This is a genomic window from Streptomyces sp. NPDC002004, from assembly GCF_053593975.1.
Window position 1 is genome coordinate 1 of sequence record NZ_JBSFDP010000028.1, and the last position, 22,767, is coordinate 22,767.

The following is a 22,767-nucleotide window of genomic DNA, read 5'->3' on the forward strand; positions in this document are numbered from 1 at the left end:
TCCGTGCGGCGCGCAAGGCCAGCCGTGCCGCACGCCGGTCACCCGGCCACGACACCGAGGGGCCGGTGAGTACGTCCTCACTGGACCGGGCCCGCATCACGTCCGCCGCATGACCACCGCGCCGCCGGTGCACCATGAACGATTGCCCAAAGGGATAACCACTGGGACGGCGTCGGAACCGTGTGCGATGCTCGGCGACGTGGAGACCCGGTCCGTCAGCCCCGTGTTCGTCGGACGCACCGACGAACTGGGCACGTTGAACGACGCGCTCGCCCGCGCCGCAGGCCCCGTCCGGGAGCCCGGCGCGGGCGAGCCGCAGGCCCTGCTGCTCGGCGGCGAGGCGGGCGTCGGCAAGTCCCGACTGATCGAGGAGTTCCTCGACGGGGCGTCCCGCACGGGCGCCGTCGTGGCGCTCGGCGGTTGCGTGGAGATCGGTGCCGACGGCCTGCCCTTCGCCCCGTTCTCGACCGCGCTGCGCGCCCTGCGCCGCCGGCTCCCCGACGAACTCGCCGCCGCAGCGGAGGGCCAGGAGGAGGAGCTGGCGCGGCTGCTGCCCGAGCTCGGCGAGGCTCCGCGCAGCCGGCACGACGAGGAGGGCACCGCCCGCCTCTTCGAACTCACCGCCCGCCTCCTGGAGCGCCTCGCCGCCGACCGCACCGTCGTCATCGCCCTGGAGGACCTGCACTGGGCCGACGCCTCCACCCGCCACCTCCTCGCCTACCTCTTCCGCACCCTGCGCACCGGCCGCCTCGTCATCGTCGCGACCTACCGCTCCGACGACATCCACCGCCGCCACCCGCTGCGGCCCCTCCTCGCCGAACTCGACCGGCTGCGCACCGTCCGCCGGATCGAGCTCGCCCGGTTCAGCCGCGACGAGGTCTGCCGCCAGATGGCGGGAATTCTCGCCGCCGAGCCCGAACAGGACCTCGTCGACGACATCTTTGAACGCTCCGACGGCAACGCCTTCTTCGTCGAGGAGCTGGCCGTCGCCGCCCACGAGGGGTGCTGCACCGGCCTCACCGACTCCCTGCGCGACCTGCTCCTGGTCCGGGTGGAACGGCTGCCCGAGGACGCCCAGCGGGTCGCGCGGTTCGTCGCCGAGGGAGGCTCCACCGTCGAGCACGCCCTGCTGGCCGCCGTGTCCGGGCTGCCCGAGGACGACCTGATCGAGGCGCTGCGCGCGGCCGTCGGCGCCAACATCCTCCTCGCCACCCCCGACGACGACGGCTACCGCTTCCGGCACTCCCTGGTCCGCGAGGCCGTCAGCGACGACCTGCTGCCCGGTGAGCGCTCCCGGCTCAACCGCCGGTACGCCGAAGCCCTGGAGGCCGACGCGACGCTCGTCCCCGCCGACCAGCGCACCACCCGCCTCGCCAGCTACTGGTACCACGCGCACGACGCCGCCAAGGCGCTCCCCGCCGTACTGCGCGCGTCCGTGGAGGCCCGCCGCCGGCACGCCTACTCGGAGCAACTGCGGCTCCTGGAGCGGGCCATGGAGCTGTGGGACGCAGCCCCGGAGGACATCCGCGCGGAGCTGCGCCCCGTCGACTACGCCGAGGTCTACCCCTGCCCACTGCCTGAACGGCTCGCGGGCGCCTCCGGCGGCTGCGACCCGGCCACCACCCCGCTCGCCTATCTCGACCTGATGGCCGAGGCCGCCGTCGCGGGCCGCCTCTGCGGCGAGCGCGACCGCGCAATGAAGATCACGAAGCGCGCCGTGCGGCTTCTCGAGGACGGCAGCGACCCGCTGCGCGCCGCCTGGTTCTGGGTCCAGCGCTCCCGCCTCGTGCAGAACCAGGGCCGCGGCGACGGCTGGCAGGAACTCGCCACCGCCCAGGAGCTGGTGCGCGGTCTGCCGCCCTCCGAGGTGCACGCCGACGTCCTCGCCAGCGTCGCCGCCTGGTCCATGCTGCACGCCCCGGGACCCGAGACCCTGGCCGCCGCCGAACGCGCCGTGGAGTACGCCCGCATGGTCGGGGCGAGCGAGATCGAGATGAACGCCCGGCTCACCCTCGGCGGCCTGCGGGTCGACGCGGGCGACGTCGACACCGGCCTCGCGGAGATGTACGAGGTCAAGGACGCCGTCATCGAGCTGGGCACCGCCTCCATCGTCGGCCGCAGTCATGTGAACCTGCCCTCCTCGCTGGAGAGCATCGGCCGCTCCCGCGAGGCCGTCGACATCCTCCGCGCGGGCGTCCGGCTCACCCGCAGATACGGCCTGCGCGACGCCGAGGCCTGGGTGTGGGGCAACCTCTCCGAATCCCTGTACGCCCTGGGCGACTGGGAGGAGGCCGCCGAGGCCGCCGGCACCGCCCTGCGCACCGGCCACAGCGCCAAACCACAGGGCTCTGGCGCGCTCCGGCTCGCCCATCTGGCGCTGTCCCGCGGCAGCCTGGGCGATGCGGCCCGCCTGCTCGCCCTCGCACACGGGCACTACGGCACGCACGACCCCATGCCGCAGAACTCCCTGCCGCTGGTGCGCATCGCCCTCGGCATCGCGGCCGGGGAGGGCCGCATCCTCGACGCCCGCGACGAACTCGACCGGGCGCTCGCCGCCGGCTTCCCGCCCGGCACCCAGCGCTACGGCTGGCCGCTGCTCCTCGCCGCCGCCACGGCCGAGGCCGACGCCCGCGGGCTGCCGCTCGCCGAGCCGGGCCGCGCCGCCGCCCTCGACCGCATTCGTGGCGCCGCCAGGACCCTGGCCACCGGGGTGCCGCTGTGGGTCGCGTACGACCTGTGGGTACGTGCCGAGCTGCTGCGCGCCCAGGGGGACGGCACCCCCGAGGCGTGGCTCGACGTCGTCACCGCCTTCGGCCCGCTGGAGCGTCCTTTCGAACTGGCCTGCGTACGCCACCGCCTCGCCGAGGCCCTGCTCACCGCGTCGGGCGCCGACGAGGACCGCGAGCGCGCCGCCGAACTGCTGCGCCAGGCACGGGCGGTGGCCGACCATCTGGGGGCCCGGCCGCTCGCGGACTCCGTCGCCCGCCTCGCCCAGCGCGCCCGCCTCACCCTCACCCGCTGCGAGGCCCCGGCCGCGGACCCCGTGGAGCGGCTCGGCCTCACCGGCCGCGAGCGCGAGGTCCTCCGCCTGGTCGCCGCGGGGCGCACCAACCGCCAGATCGCCGAGCACCTCTTCATCTCACCGAAGACGGCCAGCGTCCATGTCTCCAACATCCTGGCCAAGCTGGGGGTCTCGGGACGGGGCGAGGCGGCGGCGCTGGCCCACCGGCTGCAGCTGTTCGCGGCCGAGCCGGTGGCCGGCAAGTGACGGGGGACGGTTCCGCGGCGGCGCCGTTACGCTGGAAACGAGGACTCGGCCTGGGGAGGCACCGTGTTCAACCTGATCGAGGAGCTGTTCGCACCGGGACGCAGGCACACGGACGAGGAGCGCAAGCGGCTGGAACTCACCCGCGTCGACCTCAACGACGGTGACCCGGGGCGGGGTCCGATAGACCTGTCGTCGGGCAAGGTGGTCGTGCGGATGCCGCCCAGGAGCCAGGAGTGAGCCCCCGGTTCACTTGACCCGGACCTCCAGGATCCGGTCGTCCCCCTTCACCGGTGTGCCGCGGCCGTCCGTCTCGCTCGTCGTGAGCCACAACCGGTCGCCGCCCGCGGACACGACGGTGCGCAGCCGGCCGTACGTGCCGTGCAGGAACGCCTCGGGCTTCGGCTTGCCCGTGACGCCCCGGACCGGGATGCGCCACAGACGCTGACCCCGCAGCCCCGCCATCCAGACCGACCCCTCGGCGTACGCGATGCCGCTGGGCGAGGCGTCGTCGGTGCGCCACTGCGTCACCGGGTCGCGGAAACCCGCCTTGCCCGCGATGCCCTCGGCCTCCGGCCAGCCGTAGTTGCCGCCGGGCACGATCCGGTTCAGCTCGTCCCAGGTGTCCTGGCCGAACTCCGAGGCCCACAGCCGCTTGTGCTCGTCCCAGGCCAGCCCCTGCACATTGCGGTGACCGTACGAGTACACGTACGAGGACGAGCCGAACGGATTGCCCGGCGCGGGGCGGCCGTCCGGCGTCATCCGCAGGATCTTGCCGCCCAGCGACTTCTTGTCCTGCGCGAGGCCCCGGTCACCGGTTTCGCCCGTGCCCGCGTAGAGCATGCCGTCCGGGCCGAACGCGATCCGTCCGCCGTTGTGGATGACCCCCTTCGGGATGCCCCGCAACACCGTGTTGGGTGCCCCGAGTTGGTTCCCCGCGGGCCGCTTCTCGTCGTACAGCATCCGCGCGATGCGGTTGTCCGACGCCGTCGTGAAGTACGCGTACACCATGTGGTCGGTGGCGTAGTCGGGGGAGAGGGCGATGCCGAGCAGGCCGCCCTCGCCGCCGGGGGCCACACCGGGTACCGCGCCGATCTCCGTCCGCTTGCCGGTCCTCGCGTCGACACGGAGGATCGTGCCCTGGTCACGGGACGACACCAGCAGATCGCCGTCCGGGAGCGGGGCGAGGCCCCACGGGGACGTCAGCCCGTCGGTGACCGTGCGCAGCACCTTGACGGAACCCTTGGCCGGGGGCGGCTGCTCGACCGGGGCGCCGGTGCCGCCCGGCGACGCGGTGGAGCCGGCCTTGGCGGGCGGCGCCGCCGGGGCTCCGTCGCCGGAGGAGCAGCCCGCGGCCAGGACCACCACCGCGGCCGTGACGCAGCCCGCTGCCATGGCTCGACGTCGCACTGTGTGTTCCCTTCGCCGCAGGGCCCCCACTCTTCTAACACCCCTGGCGCCGCCGTGGTTCCCCTTTCGGGCACGAGGCACCCGCAGGGAGGATGCGCCCGTGGCCCGCGGTAGTGCCGCCCGGCCCGCGCCCGTGGCGCGCGGTTGCGCCGTCCCCCGTCAGTCCCAGGATCCGCGCGCCCGCGGCAGCCCGGCGATCTCCGCCAGGTCCTGCTCCGTCAGCCGCACCTCCGCCGCGCCGGCGTTCTCCACCGCCCAGCGCTCCTGTTTGGTGCCGGGCACGGGCACCACATGGCGGCCCCGGGTCAGGATCCAGGCCAGCGCCACCTGGGCCGGGGTCACCGACTCGCCGTGACGGCGGGCCACCCGGCGCAGCCCGGCGACGACGGGCTGGTTCGCGGCCATCATCTCCGCGGTGAAACGGGGATGCCGTGCGCGGAGGTCGTCCGGCTCGAACCCCTCGCCGGGGGTGAGCGTCCCGGTCAGGAAGCCGTTGCCGAGGGGCATCGCGGCGAGGAAGCCGACACCGCGGGCCGCGCACCACGGCAGCAGCGCGTCCAGGGCCTCCGGCGACCACACCGAGAGCTCGGCCTGCACGGCGCTCACCGGGAACACCTGCTGCACCCGCTCCAGTTGACGGATCGTTCCGTCATACAGCTGCCGGCCGACCCGGCGGCCGCCCCGCACACCCATCGCACACAGCCCGAGCGACCGCACCTTGCCCGCCGCGACCAGCTCGGCCATGGCGCCCCACGTCTCCTCGATCGGTATCTCCGGGTCGGCCCGGTGCAGTTGGTAGAGGTCGATGACGTCCGTCTGCAGACGGCGGAGCGACGCGTCGCAGGCGCGTTTCACATAGCCGGGGCGGCCGTTGGCCACGATGTGCTGCTCGCCCACGAGCAGCCCGCACTTGGTCGAGACGAAGGCGTCGCGCCGCCGCTCCCTGAGCACCCGGCCGATGAGCAGCTCATTGGTGAACGGCCCGTACATGTCAGCCGTGTCCAGCAGGCTGCAGCCCCGGTCCAGCGCCGCGTGCAGGGCCCGGATCGACTCCTCGCCCCGCTGTCGCGAGCCGCTGTACGCCCAGCTCATCGGCATGCAGCCGAACCCGATCGCGCCCACCTCGAGTGTCGCCGCGCCGATCGTCCTGCGCTCCACCTGGCCGAACCCTCCCCGTACCCGTCCGCCTTCTCCGCGGCTCGACCAACCTAACCTCTGCAGGTCCGCGGCCTTCGCATTAGCCTCCTGACATGACTGCAGACGTATGGCTCCCCATCCCTCCGGAGGAGATCGACGGGCTTCCCGAGGGCTTCAACTACCGTCTTTGGAACGGGGGCGAGCACGGCGATCAGCAGCTCCCCGCCGACCCCGCGGACTGCGTCTTCTACACCGTGCCGTACATGCGCCCCCAGCCCGTGAAGGTGCGCCCCCTGGAGGGGATGGCGCACCTGGAGGTGGTCCAGACCCTCACCGCGGGGATCGACGACGTCCTGCCGATGATGGGATCCCTGCGGCCCGGCGTGCGGCTGTGCAACGCGCGCGGGGTGCACGAGACGAGCACCTCCGAGCTGGCGCTGACGCTGATCCTCTCCTCGCTGCGCGGCATCCCCGGGTTCGTGCGCGCCCAGGACCAGGGCAGGTGGGAGCCCGTCTTCCGGCCCGCACTCGCCGACCGCAGCGTCCTGATCGTGGGGTACGGCTCCATCGGCGCCGCCATCGAGGACCGGCTCGTCCCGTTCGAGGTGGCGCGGGTGGCGCGCGTCGCGCGCTCCGCCCGCACCACGGCGCGCGGCCCCGTGCACCCGCTCGCCGACCTGCCGGGGCTGCTGCCCGAGGCCGACGTGGTCGTCCTGTCCATCCCGCTCACCGACGCGACCCGGGGCCTGGTGGACGCCGAATTCCTGGCCAGGATGAAGGACGGCGCCCTGCTGGTGAACGTCGCCCGCGGCCCCGTCGTCGACACCGAGGCGCTCCTCGCCGAACTGGAGTCCGGGCGCATCACCGCCGCCCTGGACGTGACCGATCCGGAACCGCTCCCGTCCGGCCACCCGCTGTGGCACGCTCCCGGAGTGGTGGTCAGCCCCCATGTGGGAGGCCCTTCCTCGGCGTTCCTGCCGCGCGCCAAGCGCCTGCTCGCCGCCCAGCTGACGCGGTACGCCGCCGGGGAGGACCTGCACAACGTCGTCCTCACCACCGGGGTCTGACGACGGCTCCGAACGGCTCGAAAGACCGGCGGCGCATGCCGCGGGCACCGTCCGCATTCCCCCGAATGCGGCGCGTGTCCATATTGCGGCACGTGGTCACTCAGAGTAGAGGACCTATGTCCCTGAGTGACGAGACTGGTGTATCGTCCCGGACAGGGGCTGCGCCGCGGACCATCAGGCGCGGGGGCTGATACCGGACAGCGAGGGGGGCGACGGGCGATGCACGGCCTGTGGACGAACCATCCGACGCGGCGGGGACGCCGACGGCGACTCCTGCGCCCGCCGGCGCACAGGAGCCGGCATGTCACCCACACCACCCGCAGGAAGCACACCCACCCACGCCACCGCAGCCCTGGTGGGCACCAGGACCCGGGGGCGCCGCGGACCGGGGCGACTCCGTGAGTGCCCCCGGAGCGCTGCTGACCCGCCGCCCGTTCACCGGCGGCGGCTCGGGACTGGTGCGCCAGCTCGTGCTGGCCCTGGTGTGCGCGGCATACGCCGCCGGGGCGGCGTTCGGCTGGGGCTCGGAGCGCATCGCGCTGATCATGGGCGACTTCGGGCTGAGCGCCGCGGCGTCCGCGGCGGCCGTCTCGTGCTTCTTCTACGCGCGCAGCCGGCAGAGCCGCTTTCGACCCGCCTGGCTGCTCTTCGCGCTGTCCTCCGGCATGGCGGCGCTCGGGAACGGCGTCTGGGGCTGGTACGAGGTCGTGCTGCACCGCCCCGTGCCGAGCCCCAGCTGCGCCGACCTGTTCTTCCTGTGCTTCGCGCCGCCCGCGATCGTCGGGCTGCTCGTCCTCGCCAAGCGACCGGTCACCAAGGCCGGCTGGATCTGCCTCGCGCTGGACGCCTGGCTGATCGGCGGCTCGCTGCTGACGCTCTCCTGGAGCCTCGCCCTCGCGCACACGGCACGCTTCCAGGGCCAGAGCGTGGCGCACGCGGCGCTCTCACTCGCGTATCCGCTGCTGGACATCGCCCTGGTGAGCATGGTCCTGGCGCTGCACTTCAGGCGCACGGCGGTGAACCGCTCCGCGGTGAACACGGCGATCGGTGCACTCGCGCTGACCGTGATGTGCGACGCCCTGTTCACCTCGCCGCTGCTGCACGACAGCTACCGCTCCGGTCAGCTCCTCGACGCGGGCTGGTTCGCGGGATCCCTGCTCCTCGCGTACGCCCCGTGGGTGGCCCCGCGGCGCGGGCAGCCGGACGAGGCGCACGAGCGCGTGCCGCACGTCCCCCGGCAGGCGGGGGCCGGCCCCCAGGCCGCGCACGGGTCCGGGCGCACCGCCAACGGACTCGCGGCCCCCCGGCCCATCGCGGGCTCGCTCGCCGCCCTCACCCCGTATCTGGCCGCCGCCGTCTGCACCCTGGGGATCCTCTACAACCTGCTGAACGGCCACCGGGTCGACCGCGTCGTGCTCTTCACCGCCTGCACGGTCGTCCTCGCGCTCGTGGTGCGCCAGGGCATCATGCTGCTCGACAACATCACCCTCACCCAGGAGCTGGCGCAGAAGGAGAACCACTTCCGCTCCCTCGTGCAGGGGTCCAGCGACGTCATCATGATCGCCGCGCCGAGCGGGGTGCTCCGGTACGTCAGCCCGGCCGCCGCCGGGGTGTACGGCCGCGAGGCGGACGACCTCGTCGGCTCCGAACTCGCCTCGCTCATCCACCCCGAGGACCTGGGACGCGTCGTCCACGAGGTGCGCCGCTTCCTCGCCGCCAGCCCCGCCGAGGAGCCCACCATGCGGATCGAGTGCCGTTTCCGGTCCGGCGGCGGTCAGTGGCTGAACGTCGAGTCCACGGTCAACCGCCACCACGGCGGCCTCATCTTCAACAGCCGTGACGTCACCGAACGGGTCAGACTCCAGGCGCAGTTGCAGCACAACGCCGAGCACGACCCGCTGACCGACCTGCCCAACCGAGCCCTGTTCACCGAACGCGTCGGCCAGGCCATCGGCGGGCGCCGCTCCACCGACCGAGGCACGGCGGTGCTCTTCATCGACCTCGACGGCTTCAAGGCCGTCAACGACACCATCGGCCACCAGGCCGGCGACGAGCTCCTCGTCCAGGCCGCACGCAGGCTCCAGGACGCCGTCCGGCAGGGCGACACCGCCGCCCGGCTCGGCGGCGACGAGTTCGCGGCGCTCATCGTCGGCGACGGCGGCCGCGACCAGACCGCCCGCGAGCAGCACATCCACGAACTCGCGGACCGGCTGAGAATCACCCTCTCGCAGCCCTACGTGATCGACGGCAACGATGTCCGGGTCGCGGCATCCATCGGCGTCGCCTTCGCCGAGCCGGGGCTGACCGCGGGCGAGCTGCTGCGCAATGCGGACCTCGCGATGTACCGGGCCAAGGCCGCGGGGAAGGGCCGTGTCGAGCTGTACGCCCCCCAGATGCAGGCCGACGTCGTCCGCAGGACGGAGCTGGCCACCCGTCTGCGCACGGCACTGCACGAGGGAGAGTTCGCGCTGCTGCACCAGCCCGTGGTCAGGCTCGACAGTGGCCGGATCATGGCGGTGGCCGCCCAGGCCCGCTGGCGTTCGGCCCAGGGCATCCTGTTCACCCCGGCCGAGTTCCTGCGCGTGGCCGACCAGTCGGACGGCAAGGAGGGCCGCGCGGCCGAGCTCGGCCGGTGGACCTTCGAGAAGGCCATCGAGCAGGCCGCCGAGCGAAGGGGTACGGGCGACGCCGTACCCGTGGTCGTCCGGCTCGGGTCCCGCCGTCTCCTGGACCGCTCCCTGCCGATCGGCTCCGTCGAGGCGCTGCTGACCCGGTACGAGCTGCCCTCCGGCGCCCTCGTGATCGAGCTCTCGGACAGCGACCCCACGGTGCCCCTGGACGAGCTGGAGCGCCGTCTGGCCGCCCTGCGGCGGCTCGGCGTCCGGATCGCCCTGGACGCCTTCGGCAGCGGCTATGCGGCCATCACGGCGCTGCGGCGGCTCCCCGTGGACGTACTGAAGCTCGACCGGAGCCTGATCGAGGGCGTCGTCGAGTCCGCGCGGCTGCACAAGATCACCAACGGGCTGCTGCGCATCGCCAACGACCTGGGAATGTGCTCGGTGGCCGACGGAGTGGACCTGCCCGAGCAGGTGGCCGCCCTGCGGTCCATGGGATGCACCCACGGCCTGGGGATGGCCTTCTCCGGGCCGCTCGACGAGTACCGGCTGCGCCGGGCGCTGGCCGTCGGCTCGATCCCCGTGCCGCTCGGTCCCGCCGAGCCGGTCTTCGCGGGCGGAACCGCGGGAAGCTATCCCGGCGACACCCTGTTGCGTTCACATGATGAGACTCCCGTCCCACCCACTTGACACGCCCCAGGGGCCGGGGAGAGGGTCAGTGCCATGCGCACCCGAATTCTCGTACTTGGAAAGCGCGTCGGCTGAAGCCGGTCCGCCCGACGGACCCGGCAACCCGCACCGACGCGCTCCCCTCGCTTGCCTCACGGCACGAGGGGTTTTTTGTTGCACCGACACTTGTCAGACTTAGAACAAAACCGAGCAATTCAGACACTCGGCAGCTCAGCAGGACCCCCGCAGGACCCAGTACGACCGCAGTACCGAGATCGCACCACACCCTCAGCATCGAGAAGAGAATGCCGATGACCGAGCAGGCCACCGGGGCCCACCATCCGCAGCCGCGGCCCCGTTCCGGAGGACAGCAGTCAGCGTCCGTCGAGCACGTCACGGGTGCGCAGTCCCTCATCCGTTCGCTCGAGGAGGTCGGCGCGGAGACGGTGTTCGGCATTCCCGGCGGTGCGATCCTTCCGGCGTACGACCCGATGATGGACTCCCGGCGCGTCCGTCACGTCCTGGTCCGCCACGAGCAGGGGGCCGGGCACGCGGCCACCGGCTACGCCCAGGCCACCGGCAAGGTCGGTGTCTGCATGGCCACGTCGGGCCCGGGCGCGACCAACCTGGTCACGCCGATCGCGGACGCCCACATGGACTCCGTCCCGCTGGTCGCCATCACCGGCCAGGTCTCCTCGAAGGCGATCGGCACGGACGCCTTCCAGGAGGCGGACATCGTCGGCATCACCATGCCGATCACCAAGCACAACTTCCTCGTCACCAAGGCCGAGGACATCCCGAAGACCATCGCGGAGGCCTTCCACATCGCCTCCACCGGCCGCCCGGGTCCCGTCCTCGTCGACATCGCCAAGGACGCGCTCCAGGCGCGGACCACGTTCAGCTGGCCGCCGGCCATGGACCTGCCGGGCTACCGTCCGGTCACCAAGCCGCACGCCAAGCAGATCCGCGAGGCCGCCAAGCTGATCACCTCCGCCAAGCGGCCCGTCCTGTACGTCGGCGGCGGTGTCCTCAAGGCCCACGCCACGGCCGAGCTGCGGATGCTCGCCGAGCTCACCGAAGCGCCCGTCACCACCACCCTGATGGCGCTCGGCGCATTCCCCGACAGCCACCCGCTGCACGTGGGAATGCCGGGCATGCACGGTGCGGTCACCGCCGTCACCGCGCTGCAGAAGGCCGACCTGATCGTCGCCCTCGGTGCCCGTTTCGACGACCGCGTCACCGGCAAGCTGGACAGCTTCGCCCCCTACGCCAAGATCGTCCACGCCGACATCGACCCCGCCGAGATCGGCAAGAACCGTGCCGCCGACGTGCCGATCGTCGGTGACGCCCGCGAGGTCATCGCCGACCTCATCCAGGCCGTCCAGAAGGAGTACAGCGAAGGCCACAAGGGCGACTACAGCGCCTGGTGGCGGGACCTCAGCCGCTGGCGCGACACCTACCCGCTCGGCTACGACCAGCCCGAGGACGGCTCGCTCGCTCCGCAGCAGGTCATCCAGCGCATCGGCGAGCTCGCACCGGAGGGCACGATCTTCGCGGCGGGCGTCGGTCAGCACCAGATGTGGGCCGCCCACTTCATCGGCTACGAGAAGCCGGCCACCTGGCTGAACTCCGGCGGCGCCGGGACGATGGGCTACGCCGTCCCGGCCGCCATGGGCGCCAAGGCGGGGATGCCGGACCGCCCGGTGTGGGCCATCGACGGCGACGGCTGTTTCCAGATGACCAACCAGGAACTGACCACCTGCGCCCTGAACAACATCCCGATCAAGGTCGCGATCATCAACAACGGTGCGCTCGGCATGGTCCGCCAGTGGCAGACCCTGTTCTACAACCAGCGCTACTCCAACACGGTGCTGCACTCCGGCCCGGAGGCCACCGGCAAGGAGCCCAGCGCCGGCACCCGGGTCCCGGACTTCGTGAAGCTGTCCGAGGCGATGGGCTGCCACGCCATCCGGTGCGAGCGCCCCGAGGACCTGGACAAGGTCATCGAGGAGGCGAACTCGATCAACGACCGTCCGGTCGTCATCGACTTCATCGTCCACGAGGACGCCCAGGTGTGGCCGATGGTCGCCGCCGGCACCTCCAACGACGAGATCATGGCCGCCCGGGACGTCCGCCCCGACTTCGGCGACAGCGAAGACGACTGAGCGCGAAAGAGAGCCACGAACACATGTCCAAGCACACGCTCTCCGTCCTGGTCGAGAACACGCCCGGCATCCTCGCCCGGATCGCCGCCCTGTTCTCCCGCCGCGGCTTCAACATCGACTCGCTCGCGGTCGGTGTCACCGAGCACCCCGACATCTCCCGCATCACGATCGTCGTGAACGTCGAGGACCTGCCCCTCGAACAGGTGACGAAGCAGCTGAACAAGCTCGTCAACGTCCTGAAGATCGTCGAGCTGGAGCCGGGCTCCGCCGTCCAGCGCGAACTCGTTCTGGTGAAGGTGCGCGCCGACAACGAGACGCGCTCCCAGATCGTGGAAATCGTCCAGCTGTTCCGTGCCAAGACCGTGGACGTCTCGCCCGAGGCCGTCACCATCGAGGCCACCGGGTCAAGCGACAAGCTGGAGGCGATGCTCAAGATGCTGGAACCGTTCGGCATCAAGGAGCTCGTCCAGTCCGGCACGATCGCCATCGGCCGCGGTGCCCGTTCGATCACCGACCGGTCGCTGCGCGCCCTCGACCGGTCGGCCTGAGGCACGGACACCGCAGGAGCACGACCGGAAACGAGCGGTCGGCCCGCGTCGACCGCCCGTATTCCGAGACCCCGGAACTTCCCCGCCCCCTCCCGCCGTACGGTGGGACGCACAACCAGCACACCAAGGAGAACCCCAGTGGCCGAGCTGTTCTACGACGCCGACGCCGACCTGTCGATCATCCAGGGCCGCAAGGTCGCGGTCATCGGATACGGAAGCCAGGGCCACGCCCACGCGCTCTCGCTGCGCGACTCCGGCGTCGACGTGCGTGTCGGTCTGCACGAGGGCTCCAAGTCCAAGGCCAAGGCCGAGGAGCAGGGCCTGCGCGTCGTCACCCCGGCCCAGGCGGCCGAGGAGGCCGACGTCATCATGATCCTCATCCCGGACCCGATCCAGGCCCGGGTCTACGAGGAGTCCATCGCCCCGCACCTGAAGGACGGCGACGCGCTGTTCTTCGCCCACGGGTTCAACATCCGCTTCGGCTTCATCAAGCCCCCGGCCGGTGTCGACGTCGCCCTGGTCGCCCCGAAGGGCCCGGGCCACCTGGTCCGCCGCCAGTACGAGGAGGGCCGCGGCGTCCCGGCGATTGCCGCCGTCGAGCAGGACGCCACCGGCAACGCCTTCGAGCTGGCCCTGTCGTACGCCAAGGCGATCGGCGGCACCCGCGCCGGCGTCATCAAGACGACCTTCACCGAGGAGACCGAGACCGACCTGTTCGGTGAGCAGGCCGTCCTGTGCGGCGGTGCGTCCGCGCTGGTCAAGGCGGGCTTCGAGACCCTGGTCGAGGCCGGCTACCAGCCGGAGATCGCGTACTTCGAGTGCCTCCACGAGCTGAAGCTGATCGTGGACCTGATGTACGAGGGCGGCCTGGAGAAGATGCGCTGGTCCGTCTCCGAGACCGCAGAGTGGGGCGACTACGTCACCGGCCCGCGGATCATCACCGACGCCACCAAGGCCGAGATGAAGAAGGTCCTGGGCGAGATCCAGGACGGCACCTTCGCCACCAACTGGATGAAGGAGTACGAGTCCGGTCTGCCGAAGTACAACGAGTACAAGAAGGCCGACGAGGACCACCTCCTGGAGACCACCGGCAAGAAGCTGCGCAAGCTGATGAGCTGGGTCGACGACGAGGCCTGATCACGCACGGCAGGGGCCGCTCCCATCGGGGGCGGCCCTTCGTGCAGCCACCGCGCCCCCTTCGCGCAGCCCGCTGCGCCCCGTCGCGCGGCCGCTGCACCCCCTTTCGGCGGCCCGTCCGTATGCGGCCCCGGACCGCGTACCGGCCGGTCCGGATGCGCCCGGTGCGCCCGCCGCACGGGGTCGGCCCGGGACGTTCGGCCATGTCGTACGGCGGTTGCACCCCCGTGCGTCGGCTTGTCCACTCCGTAGCGCCACGGAAGAGTGATCCTTCCGTGGAGGCGGAAAACGGACCGGCGACCGCCACTACACTTCTCAACAACAACGCGTCAGGCCCACAGCGTCGTGCGTCTTCCACGCGGCCAGTACCCCTCCACCGCCAGCGGCCGTCGGGACGGCCGTCCGCAATGGACTTGTGAGGACTCACGTGAGCACTGCGTCAACGAAACCCGTCGTACTCATCGCTGAAGAGCTGTCGCCCGCAACCGTCGACGCCCTGGGCCCGGACTTCGAGATCCGGCAATGCAACGGCGCGGACCGGGCCGAGCTGCTCCCGGCGATCGCCGACGTGGACGCGATCCTGGTCCGCTCGGCCACCAAGGTCGATGCCGAGGCGATCGCCGCCGCCAAGCGGCTCAAGGTCGTCGCCCGTGCGGGTGTCGGTCTCGACAACGTCGACGTGTCCGCCGCCACCAAGGCCGGCGTCATGGTCGTGAACGCCCCGACCTCCAACATCGTCACCGCCGCCGAGCTGGCCTGCGGCCTCATCCTCTCCACCGCCCGCAACATCCCGCAGGCCAATGCCGCGCTGAAGAACGGCGAGTGGAAGCGCTCCAAGTACACCGGCGTCGAGCTGGCCGAGAAGACCCTCGGCGTCGTCGGCCTCGGCCGCATCGGCGCGCTCGTCGCGCAGCGCATGTCCGCGTTCGGCATGAAGGTCGTCGCGTACGACCCGTACGTGCAGCCCGCGCGCGCGGCGCAGATGGGCGTGAAGGTCGTGACGCTCGACGAGCTGCTCGAGATCTCCGACTTCATCACCGTCCACCTCCCGAAGACCCCGGAGACTCTCGGTCTCATCGGGGACGAGGCGCTGCACAAGGTCAAGCCGACCGTCCGCATCGTCAACGCCGCGCGCGGTGGCATCGTCGACGAGGACGCGCTGTACTCGGCCATCAAGGAGGGCCGCGTCGCCGGCGCCGGCCTCGACGTCTACGCGAAGGAGCCCTGCACGGACTCCCCGCTGTTCCAGTTCGACCAGGTCGTCTGCACCCCGCACCTCGGCGCCTCCACGGACGAGGCCCAGGAGAAGGCGGGCATCGCCGTCGCCAAGTCGGTCCGTCTCGCGCTCGCGGGCGAGCTCGTCCCCGACGCGGTGAACGTCCAGGGCGGCGTCATCGCGGAGGACGTCAAGCCCGGTCTGCCGCTCGCCGAGAAGCTCGGCCGCATCTTCACCGCCCTCGCGGGCGAGGTCGCGGTCCGCCTCGACGTCGAGGTGTACGGCGAGATCACCCAGCACGACGTCAAGGTGCTCGAACTCTCCGCCCTGAAGGGCGTGTTCGAGGACGTCGTCGACGAGACCGTGTCGTACGTGAACGCTCCGCTCTTCGCCCAGGAGCGCGGCGTCGAGGTGCGTCTGACGACCAGCTCCGAGTCCCCCGACCACCGCAATGTGGTGACCGTGCGCGGCACCCTGGGCGACGGCCAGGAGGTAGCCGTCTCCGGCACGCTGGCCGGCCCGAAGCACCACCAGAAGATCGTCGCCGTCGGCGAGTACGACGTGGATCTGGCGCTCGCCGACCACATGGTCGTCCTCAAGTACGCCGACCGGCCGGGTGTCGTCGGCACCGTCGGGCACATCCTCGGTGAGGCCGGCATCAACATCGCGGGCATGCAGGTCGCCCGTGCCGGTGTGGGCGGCGAGGCGCTTGCCGTGCTGACCGTGGACGACACGGTGACGCAGGGCGTGCTCGCGGAGCTCGCCGCCGAGATCGGCGCGACGTCGGCCCGCTCGGTCAACCTGGCAGCCTAGGACGCGGTACGCCGTCGGGGCCCGGGTCACCGTTGTGGTGACCCGGGCCCCGCGTCGTTCTGCCGAGCGCCGTCAGACGGTGGACCGCCGTAGCGTCGTCGCCGCGAAGACGGCCGCGGCCAGCAGCAGCATCACTCCGGCGACCGCCGCCGCGTGCATCCCGTTCGTGAAGGCCTCCCGCGCGGCCGTCACCAGCGCATCGGCGGCCCGTCCCGGCAGCTGAGGGGCGACGGCGAGGGCACCGCCCAGGGTCTCGTGGGCGGGGGCGGGGGCGGACGACGGGATGTCGTGGCGGAAGACCGCCGTGCCGATGGAGCCGAGCACGGCCATGCCGAGCGCCCCGCCGAACTCCTGGCCCGTCTCGAGCAGCGAGGAGGCGGCACCCGCCTGCTCGACCGGCGCGGCACCCAGCGCCAGGTCGGTCATCTGCGACATGACGGTGACGATGCCGGAGGCGAGCACACCCGCACCGGCGAGCACCACCCACAGCGAGTCCGTCCCGGCGAGGGCGAGCAGCCCGTAGCCGCAGGCGCCGACGGCGAAGCCGCCCGCGACGACGAGGGCGCGGTTGACGCCCTTCTGCACCAGTGCGGTGGCCACCGGGGCCGCGGCTCCGATCAGCACCGAGGGGAGCAGCCCCCACAGCGCCGCCTCCATCGCGCTCTTCCCCAGCACCGACTGGAGGTACTGCGTCGTGAAGAACGCCGAGCCCATCATCCCGAAGGCGGAGACGAGGTTGAGCGCGATCGCCGGAGCGAAGCCGTGGCCGCGGAACAGCGCGGGGGAGACCATCGGCGATGCGGCGGTGCGCTGGCGGTGCACGAAGAGGGCGGCGAAGACCAGGCCCACGACCACGGACAGCACGTACGACGTCCTGAAGCCCTCGGACGGGATCTCCTTGAGGCCGTAGACGACCGGCAGGACGGCCGCCAGGGACAGCGGCACGCTCAGCAGGTCGAAGCGGCCCGGAGCGGAGCTCTTGAACTCGGGGAGCAGGAACGGCGCGAGCAGCAGCAGGAGCGCCATCGCGGGCAGGTTGACCAGGAAGACCGAGCCCCACCAGAAGTGCTCGACGAGGACGCCGCTCATCACCGAGCCGAGGGCGATGCCGCCGGTCATCACGGCGGACCAGATGCCGATGGCCTTCGCGCGTTGCCCGTCGTCCTGGAACATGGTGCGGATCAGGCCCATGGTCGACGGCATCAGGGTCGCGCCGCCGATGCCGAGCACCGCGCGGGCCGCGATGAGCATCTCGGCACTGCCCGCGTACGCCGCGCAGACGGAGGCGGCGCCGAACGCGGTGGCCCCGATCAGCAGGAGCTTGCGGCGGCCGATGCGGTCGCCGAGCGAACCCATCGTCATCAGCAGGCCGGCCAGCACGAACCCGTAGATGTCGAAGATCCACAGCTGCTGGGTGCCGCTCGGCCTCAGGTCCGCGCTGATCGCCGGGACGGCGAAGTACAGGACCGAGACGTCCATCGAGACCAGCAGCAGCGGAAGCATCAGGACGCCGAGGGCGGTCCATTCCCTGCGGCCTGCCAGGGGTGCGGTGGTGCTCGTCGTGGGTGCGCCCGAACTGGTCGACGGCGCGGTGGTGTTCGTCATGAGGAGGACTGTACGGGCGTCTTAAACGCTTGTCTAGTACGTGTGTCTAAGACGATCGTGTGTGACGTCCGTATGGGACGAGCGTTTGAGACATGCGTATGGGACGGGCGTATGGATCGGCGGTAGAGTGCGCTCATGGGACACCGCGAAGATCTGCTGGAAGGCGCCAAGCGCTGCCTTCTGGAAAAGGGGTTCGTGCGCACGACGGCGCGCGACATCGTCAAGGAGTCGGGGACCAACCTGGCGTCGATCGGCTACCACTACGGGTCCAAGGACGCGCTGCTTGCGCAGGCCTACATCTCGCTCGTCGAAGGCCTCGGGGACACCTTCGGCGACGGGGCGGCCACCGGCGCCACGGCGCCCCCGGGTTCGCTGGAGCGTTTCCGTGAGAGCTGGGCGACCGTGATCGCGAGCTTCCCCGAGTCCCGCGCGATCTGGCTGCTCAGCTTCGAGTTCATCCTGCAGGGCGACCGCATTCCCGAGGTGCGCAGACTGCTCATCGAGGCGCAGGGCGAGGGGCGCGCGGGACTCATCCCGATGTTCACCGGTGTCCCCGAGACCGACCTCGACAAGGAGACGGTCGACACCGAGGGCCGCTTCTACCAGACGCTCCTCAACGGCCTGATGCTCCAGTGGGTCTTCGATCCGGACTCCGCGACCACCGCCGATCAGCTCACCGAGGGCCTGCGGCGGGTCATGGAGCGGGAGCGCGGCGCGGCGTCAGAGGCGTGACGCCTTGAGCGTCATATGGAGCAGCAGCCGGTCCTCGCCGTCGTCCAGGTCGAGGCCGGTGAGCTGCTCGACGCGGGACAGCCGGTAGTACAACGTCTGCCGGTGGATGCCGAGTTCGGCCGCGGCCCGGCCCGCCTGGCCCGCACGGTCGAGGAACACCTCGGCGGTGCGCGCGAGTTCACGATGGGCGGGGGTCAACAGGGTCCGTACGACGGGATCGTGGGCCGAATCGCCGGGCAGTGCCGTCAGCAGACGGTACGGCCCGATGGCCGTCCACTCCGCGACCGGGCCCAGGGCCGGCTCGGCCAGCGCGGCGCGCGCCGCGGCCGACGCCTCCTGCCATGCGGCGCCCAGTTCGCCGAGGCCACGGCGCGGCGCGGCGATGCCTGCCGCGGGCGCCCCGCCTCTGATGCGGGCCGCGTCCCGCAGCCGTGCGGCGGCGGCCACCGCGGGGGCGAGCACGTCCGCCGACCGCAGCCGCACCAGCATCGCCACGCTCTGCCCGGCGATGCCCCACGGCACCGTGCACAGTGCGTCCACGCCCGGCACCGTCCGCGCCGCCGGCGCGTCCTCCGGGTCCGCGCCGGGCCAGGGCGCCACACACACCACGGTGTGCAGCCCCTCCGCCCGCGACCCCAGCGCCGTGCGCAGCGCGGCGAGCGCCATGTCCTGCTGCCAGCCCCGCTCGGCCGTCAGCACCGCCCGGAACTCGCGCGTCAGGTCCGCGCCGGCCTGCGCCTCGTCCGCGAGCAGGGCACCGATCCGCGCGGCCACCTCCATCGCCGCGTCCAGCTGCCGGCCCGACGGTCCGGGGTCCGCGTCCAGCAGCCATACGTACCCGAGGACGACACCCCGATGGCGCACCGGCAGGCAGATTCTGCCCCGCACCACCCCGGCCTCCGGTGCCGGCGGAATGTGCACCGGGCCGGTCGCCCGGGTGATGCCGAAGCTCTCGAACCAGTCGCGGACGGCGTCGGTGGAGCGGCGGGTCAGGATCGAACGGGTGCGGACGGGGTCCATCGCCGAGTCGTCGTCGCTGTCGTGGGCGCCGAAGGCGATCAGCCGGAAATCCCGGTTCTCCAGCGTCGCGGGGACGCCGAGGAGCGCGGAGATCTCGTCGACCAGTTCCTGGTAATCGCCCTTCATGCGGAACATTCTGCGCCACCGCGAGGCCCCCTTCAGACAAATGTCTGAGATCGCGGACACGGATGCGTGACACCTGTCGATGGCCGAGGATCAGAGGGATCCTTAGGTTTCACGGTGGTTCTCCGTGCCGTACCCGGACTGTTCCCACAAGGACCCGTCAGCTCCGGTATCCGGCCTGTCCTTACTCCCGTGGAGGTGCCCCGTGCTGGGTCCCGTGATCCTCGCCGCCTCGCGCAGCGACAAGATGCGTCGCCTGATCTCGGCGGCCCCGGTCACCAAGCAGGTGGTCGACCGGTTCATCCCCGGCGAGACCGTGGACCAGGTCGTGCCCATCGTCGAGGAGCTGACCGGCAAGGGCCTCGAGGTCACCCTCGACGTCGTGGGTGAGGACATCACCACGCCGGAGCAGGCCACCGCCGCCCGGGACGCCTACCTGGAGCTCATCGGCCGTCTCGAGAGCCTCGGCCTCGGAGCCAGGGCCGAGATGTCCGTCAAGCTCTCCATGTTCGGCCAAGCGCTGGAGGGCGGCCACGAGCTGGCCCTCGCCAACGTCCGCCCCGTCGTCGAGGCCGCCGCCCGGATCGGCACCACGGTCACCCTCGACGCGGAGGACCACACCACCCTCGACTCGATGTTCGCCATCCACGAGGAGCTGCGGAAGGACTTCCCGCAGACCGGATGCGTGATCCAGGCCTACCTCTTCCGCACCGAGGAGGACGCCCGCCGCCTCGCCGCCGCCGGCAGCCGCGTGCGCATCGTGAAGGGCGCCTACAAGGAGCCCGCCTCCGTCGCCCACCAGGACAAGGCCGAGATCGACAAGGCGTACGTCCGGATCCTCAAGATCCTGCTGGAGGGCGACGGGTACCCGATGATCGGGTCCCACGACCCGCGCCTGATCTCCATCACCCAGGAGCTGGCCCGCCGCGCGGGACGCAAGCTCGACGACTACGAATTCCAGATGCTGTACGGCATCCGCAGCGACGAGCACCTGCGGCTCGCCGCCGAGGGCCACCGGATGCGCGTGTACACCGCGTACGGCACCGACTGGTACGGCTACTTCATGCGCCGCCTCGCGGAGAAGCCCGCCAACCTCATGTTCTTCGCCCGCTCGATGATTTCCAAGGGCTGAGCCCACCCCCGCTCGCAAAGGAGTAACGGAACCCATGGACGCTGTGACCCAGGTCCCCACCCCTGTCAACGAGCCGGTGCACGGTTACGCCCCGGGCTCCCCGGAGCGCGCCCGGCTCGAGGCCAAGCTCAAGGAGCTGTCCGAGAACCCGATCGACCTGCCGATGACGATCGGCGGCGCTAAGCGGATGGGTGGCGGCGAGGCCGTCCAGGTCGTGCAGCCCCACAACCACAAGTCGGTGCTGGGCACCTTCCGCAACGCCACCCAGCAGGACGCCCAGGACGCCATCGACGCCGCCCTGGCCGCCGCCCCGTCGTGGCGCGCGATGTCCTTCGACGACCGTGCCGCGATCATCCTGCGCGCCGCCGAGCTGCTGGCCGGCCCCTGGCGCGAGACGCTGGCCGCCTCCACGATGCTCGGCCAGTCGAAGACCGCCCAGCAGGCCGAGATCGACACCCCGTGCGAGCTCGTCGACTTCTGGCGCTTCAACGTGGCCTACGCCCGGCAGATCCTCGCCGAGCAGCCGCCGGCGAACTCCCCGGGCGTGTGGAACCGTCTCGACCACCGCCCGCTGGAGGGCTTCGTCTACGCGATCACGCCGTTCAACTTCACGGCCATCGCGGGCAACCTGCCCACCGCCCCCGCCCTCATGGGCAACGTCGTGGTGTGGAAGCCGTCCCCGACGCAGACGCACGCCGCCGTGCTGCTGATGCAGCTGCTGGAGGAGGCCGGTCTGCCCAAGGGCGTCATCAACCTGGTGACCGGCGACGGCATCGCCGTCTCCGAGGTGGCCCTGAACCACCGCGACCTGGCCGGTATCCACTTCACCGGTTCGACCAAGACCTTCCAGTACCTGTGGAAGACGGTCGGCACCAACATCGAGAAGTACCGCTCGTACCCGCGTCTGGTGGGCGAGACCGGCGGCAAGGACTTCGTCGTCGCGCACCCGAGCGCCGACCGCGCCGTCCTCAAGACCGCGCTGACCCGCGGAGCCTTCGAGTTCCAGGGCCAGAAGTGCTCCGCCACCTCGCGCGCGTACATCCCGGCCTCGATCTGGAACTCCGGCTTCAAGGAGGAGTTCGCCGCCGAGGTCGAGGGCATCGCCATGGGTGACGTCACCGACCTGTCGAACTTCATCGGTGCCGTCATCGACGAGCGCTCCTTCGCCAAGAACAAGGCCGCCATCGACCGCGCCGCCGCGGACGACAGCTGCACGATCGTCGCGGGCGGCACGTACGACGACGCGGTCGGCTACTTCGTCCGTCCGACCGTCATCGAGTGCACCGACCCGGAGAACGAGGTCTTCACGACCGAGTACTTCGGCCCGATCCTCGCCGTGCACGTCTACGAGGACGACGCGTACGACGAGATGCTCACCCAGATGGAGTCGGTGTCCGACTACGCGCTCACCGGTTCGGTCGTCGCGAACGACCGCGCCGCCGCCGCGTACACGATGGAGAAGCTGCGCTACGCCGCGGGCAACTTCTACATCAACGACAAGTCGACCGGCGCCGTCGTCGGCCAGCAGCCCTTCGGCGGCGGCCGCGCGTCCGGCACCAACGACAAGGCCGGTGCCCCGCAGAACCTGATGCGCTGGACGCTGACCCGTGCGATCAAGGAGACGCTGGTCGCGCCGACCGACTACTCCTACCCGCACATGGGCTGAGGCCGCCGGCGGGCCCGTGTGCCCGCCCCGGCGTCCGCCACCCCGAGTTCCCGCCCCCGCCCGGTCCCCCCAAGGCCGGCCGGGGGCGGTTTCCATGCCCCGGGCTTAGGCTGCTGACAGGGGCGGGATGGCGACGAAGGGGGCTCGGAAAGGAGGCGGCGATGCCTGGTTCCACGTTCCTCGGCCACGCCCACGGGGCCGACGCGATCGAGCACGGCGACGCGGTGCGACTCGCCGGCGTCCTGCACGAGATGGCTGCCCTGCTCGCCATGTCCGGGCCGAACCGGCTCACGGACGCACAGGTCGGCGCGTTGTGCGGGGGGCGGATGCACGACCGCGAGGAGTTCACCGCATGGGTGCTCCGGGTGGCGCGGGAGCTCGACCACAGGACACAGGAGGCGCGCGCGACGGGCCCGTCGGGCGCCGGTCCTTCGCGATAGCCGCGGG

General features: G+C 71.6%; 16 protein-coding genes. 12 read left to right on the forward strand and 4 right to left on the reverse strand.

Annotated features, from left to right (window positions below):
* Positions 1-187 precede the first annotated feature (187 nt).
* Together ACWCP6_RS28890 and ACWCP6_RS28895 are read left to right on the forward strand one after the other, a co-directional pair.
* Positions 188-3,268 carry a helix-turn-helix transcriptional regulator gene (locus tag ACWCP6_RS28890; RefSeq protein WP_450935511.1) on the forward strand — a complete coding sequence of 1,027 codons (3,081 nt, stop codon included), beginning with the start codon at positions 188-190 and terminating at the stop codon, positions 3,266-3,268.
* A gap of 63 nt (positions 3,269-3,331) precedes the next feature.
* Positions 3,332-3,505, forward strand: a complete 174-nt coding sequence (locus ACWCP6_RS28895) for a DUF6191 domain-containing protein (protein WP_450935512.1) — start codon at positions 3,332-3,334, stop codon at positions 3,503-3,505.
* A gap of 9 nt (positions 3,506-3,514) precedes the next feature.
* Here ACWCP6_RS28895 and ACWCP6_RS28900 read toward each other — a convergent pair whose 3' ends face one another.
* Both ACWCP6_RS28900 and ACWCP6_RS28905 read right to left on the reverse strand, forming a co-directional pair.
* A complete protein-coding gene (locus ACWCP6_RS28900; RefSeq protein WP_450935513.1) occupies positions 3,515-4,660 on the reverse strand; it encodes a PQQ-dependent sugar dehydrogenase in 1,146 nt (381 codons plus the stop codon).
* 174 nt (positions 4,661-4,834) lie between these two features.
* Positions 4,835-5,833, reverse strand: coding sequence for an aldo/keto reductase (locus ACWCP6_RS28905; RefSeq protein WP_450935514.1), 999 nt, complete (start codon positions 5,831-5,833; stop codon positions 4,835-4,837).
* Positions 5,834-5,925: 92 nt separating this feature from the next.
* Here ACWCP6_RS28905 and ACWCP6_RS28910 point away from each other — a divergent pair, with 92 nt between their 5' ends.
* The 6 genes from ACWCP6_RS28910 (at position 5,926) to serA (ending at position 16,042) form a co-directional block, all read left to right on the forward strand.
* Complete coding sequence (locus ACWCP6_RS28910) at positions 5,926-6,879, forward strand: 2-hydroxyacid dehydrogenase (RefSeq protein WP_450935515.1); 954 nt, start codon at positions 5,926-5,928, stop codon at positions 6,877-6,879.
* A 398-nt stretch (positions 6,880-7,277) separates the two neighbouring features.
* Positions 7,278-10,184 (forward strand): putative bifunctional diguanylate cyclase/phosphodiesterase, encoded by a 2,907-nt coding sequence (locus ACWCP6_RS28915; RefSeq protein WP_450935516.1) that lies wholly within the window; start codon positions 7,278-7,280, stop codon positions 10,182-10,184.
* 284 nt (positions 10,185-10,468) lie between these two features.
* Positions 10,469-12,328: an acetolactate synthase large subunit gene (locus ACWCP6_RS28920; RefSeq protein WP_450935517.1), complete on the forward strand. Its 1,860-nt coding sequence runs from the start codon at positions 10,469-10,471 to the stop codon at positions 12,326-12,328.
* Positions 12,329-12,351: 23 nt separating this feature from the next.
* A complete protein-coding gene (gene ilvN / locus ACWCP6_RS28925; RefSeq protein ID WP_003997672.1) occupies positions 12,352-12,876 on the forward strand; it encodes an acetolactate synthase small subunit in 525 nt (174 codons plus the stop codon).
* 138 nt (positions 12,877-13,014) lie between these two features.
* Positions 13,015-14,013, forward strand: a complete 999-nt coding sequence (ilvC, locus tag ACWCP6_RS28930; protein WP_450935518.1) for a ketol-acid reductoisomerase — start codon at positions 13,015-13,017, stop codon at positions 14,011-14,013.
* A 427-nt stretch (positions 14,014-14,440) separates the two neighbouring features.
* A complete protein-coding gene (serA, locus tag ACWCP6_RS28935) occupies positions 14,441-16,042 on the forward strand; it encodes a phosphoglycerate dehydrogenase (protein WP_450935519.1) in 1,602 nt (533 codons plus the stop codon).
* A 72-nt stretch (positions 16,043-16,114) separates the two neighbouring features.
* Here serA and ACWCP6_RS28940 read toward each other — a convergent pair whose 3' ends face one another.
* On the reverse strand, positions 16,115-17,647 hold the full coding sequence (locus ACWCP6_RS28940) for an MFS transporter (protein ID WP_450935520.1): 1,533 nt from the start codon (positions 17,645-17,647) through the stop codon (positions 16,115-16,117).
* 135 nt (positions 17,648-17,782) lie between these two features.
* On the opposite strand from ACWCP6_RS28940, the gene ACWCP6_RS28945 reads away from it, so the two are divergent.
* Entirely contained in the window at positions 17,783-18,379 is a 597-nt protein-coding gene (locus tag ACWCP6_RS28945) for a TetR/AcrR family transcriptional regulator (protein ID WP_450935521.1), read from the forward strand.
* On the opposite strand, the gene ACWCP6_RS28950 is transcribed toward ACWCP6_RS28945, so the two are convergent.
* Positions 18,368-19,525: a PucR family transcriptional regulator gene (locus ACWCP6_RS28950; RefSeq protein WP_450935522.1), complete on the reverse strand. Its 1,158-nt coding sequence runs from the start codon at positions 19,523-19,525 to the stop codon at positions 18,368-18,370. The genes ACWCP6_RS28945 and ACWCP6_RS28950 overlap by 12 nt on opposite strands.
* A 202-nt stretch (positions 19,526-19,727) precedes the next feature.
* Between ACWCP6_RS28950 and ACWCP6_RS28955 the strand changes: the two genes are divergently transcribed.
* The 3 genes from ACWCP6_RS28955 to ACWCP6_RS28965 all read left to right on the forward strand — a co-directional run bounded on the left by ACWCP6_RS28955 (position 19,728) and on the right by ACWCP6_RS28965 (position 22,760).
* On the forward strand, positions 19,728-20,654 hold the full coding sequence (locus ACWCP6_RS28955; protein WP_450935523.1) for a proline dehydrogenase family protein: 927 nt from the start codon (positions 19,728-19,730) through the stop codon (positions 20,652-20,654).
* 34 nt (positions 20,655-20,688) lie between these two features.
* Positions 20,689-22,320: an L-glutamate gamma-semialdehyde dehydrogenase gene (gene pruA, locus ACWCP6_RS28960; RefSeq protein WP_450935524.1), complete on the forward strand. Its 1,632-nt coding sequence runs from the start codon at positions 20,689-20,691 to the stop codon at positions 22,318-22,320.
* A gap of 161 nt (positions 22,321-22,481) precedes the next feature.
* The gene (locus ACWCP6_RS28965) at positions 22,482-22,760 is read left to right on the forward strand and encodes a hypothetical protein (protein ID WP_450935525.1); all 279 of its coding nucleotides are present in this window, start codon (positions 22,482-22,484) and stop codon (positions 22,758-22,760) included.
* The last annotated feature ends 7 nt before the right edge of the window (positions 22,761-22,767 follow it).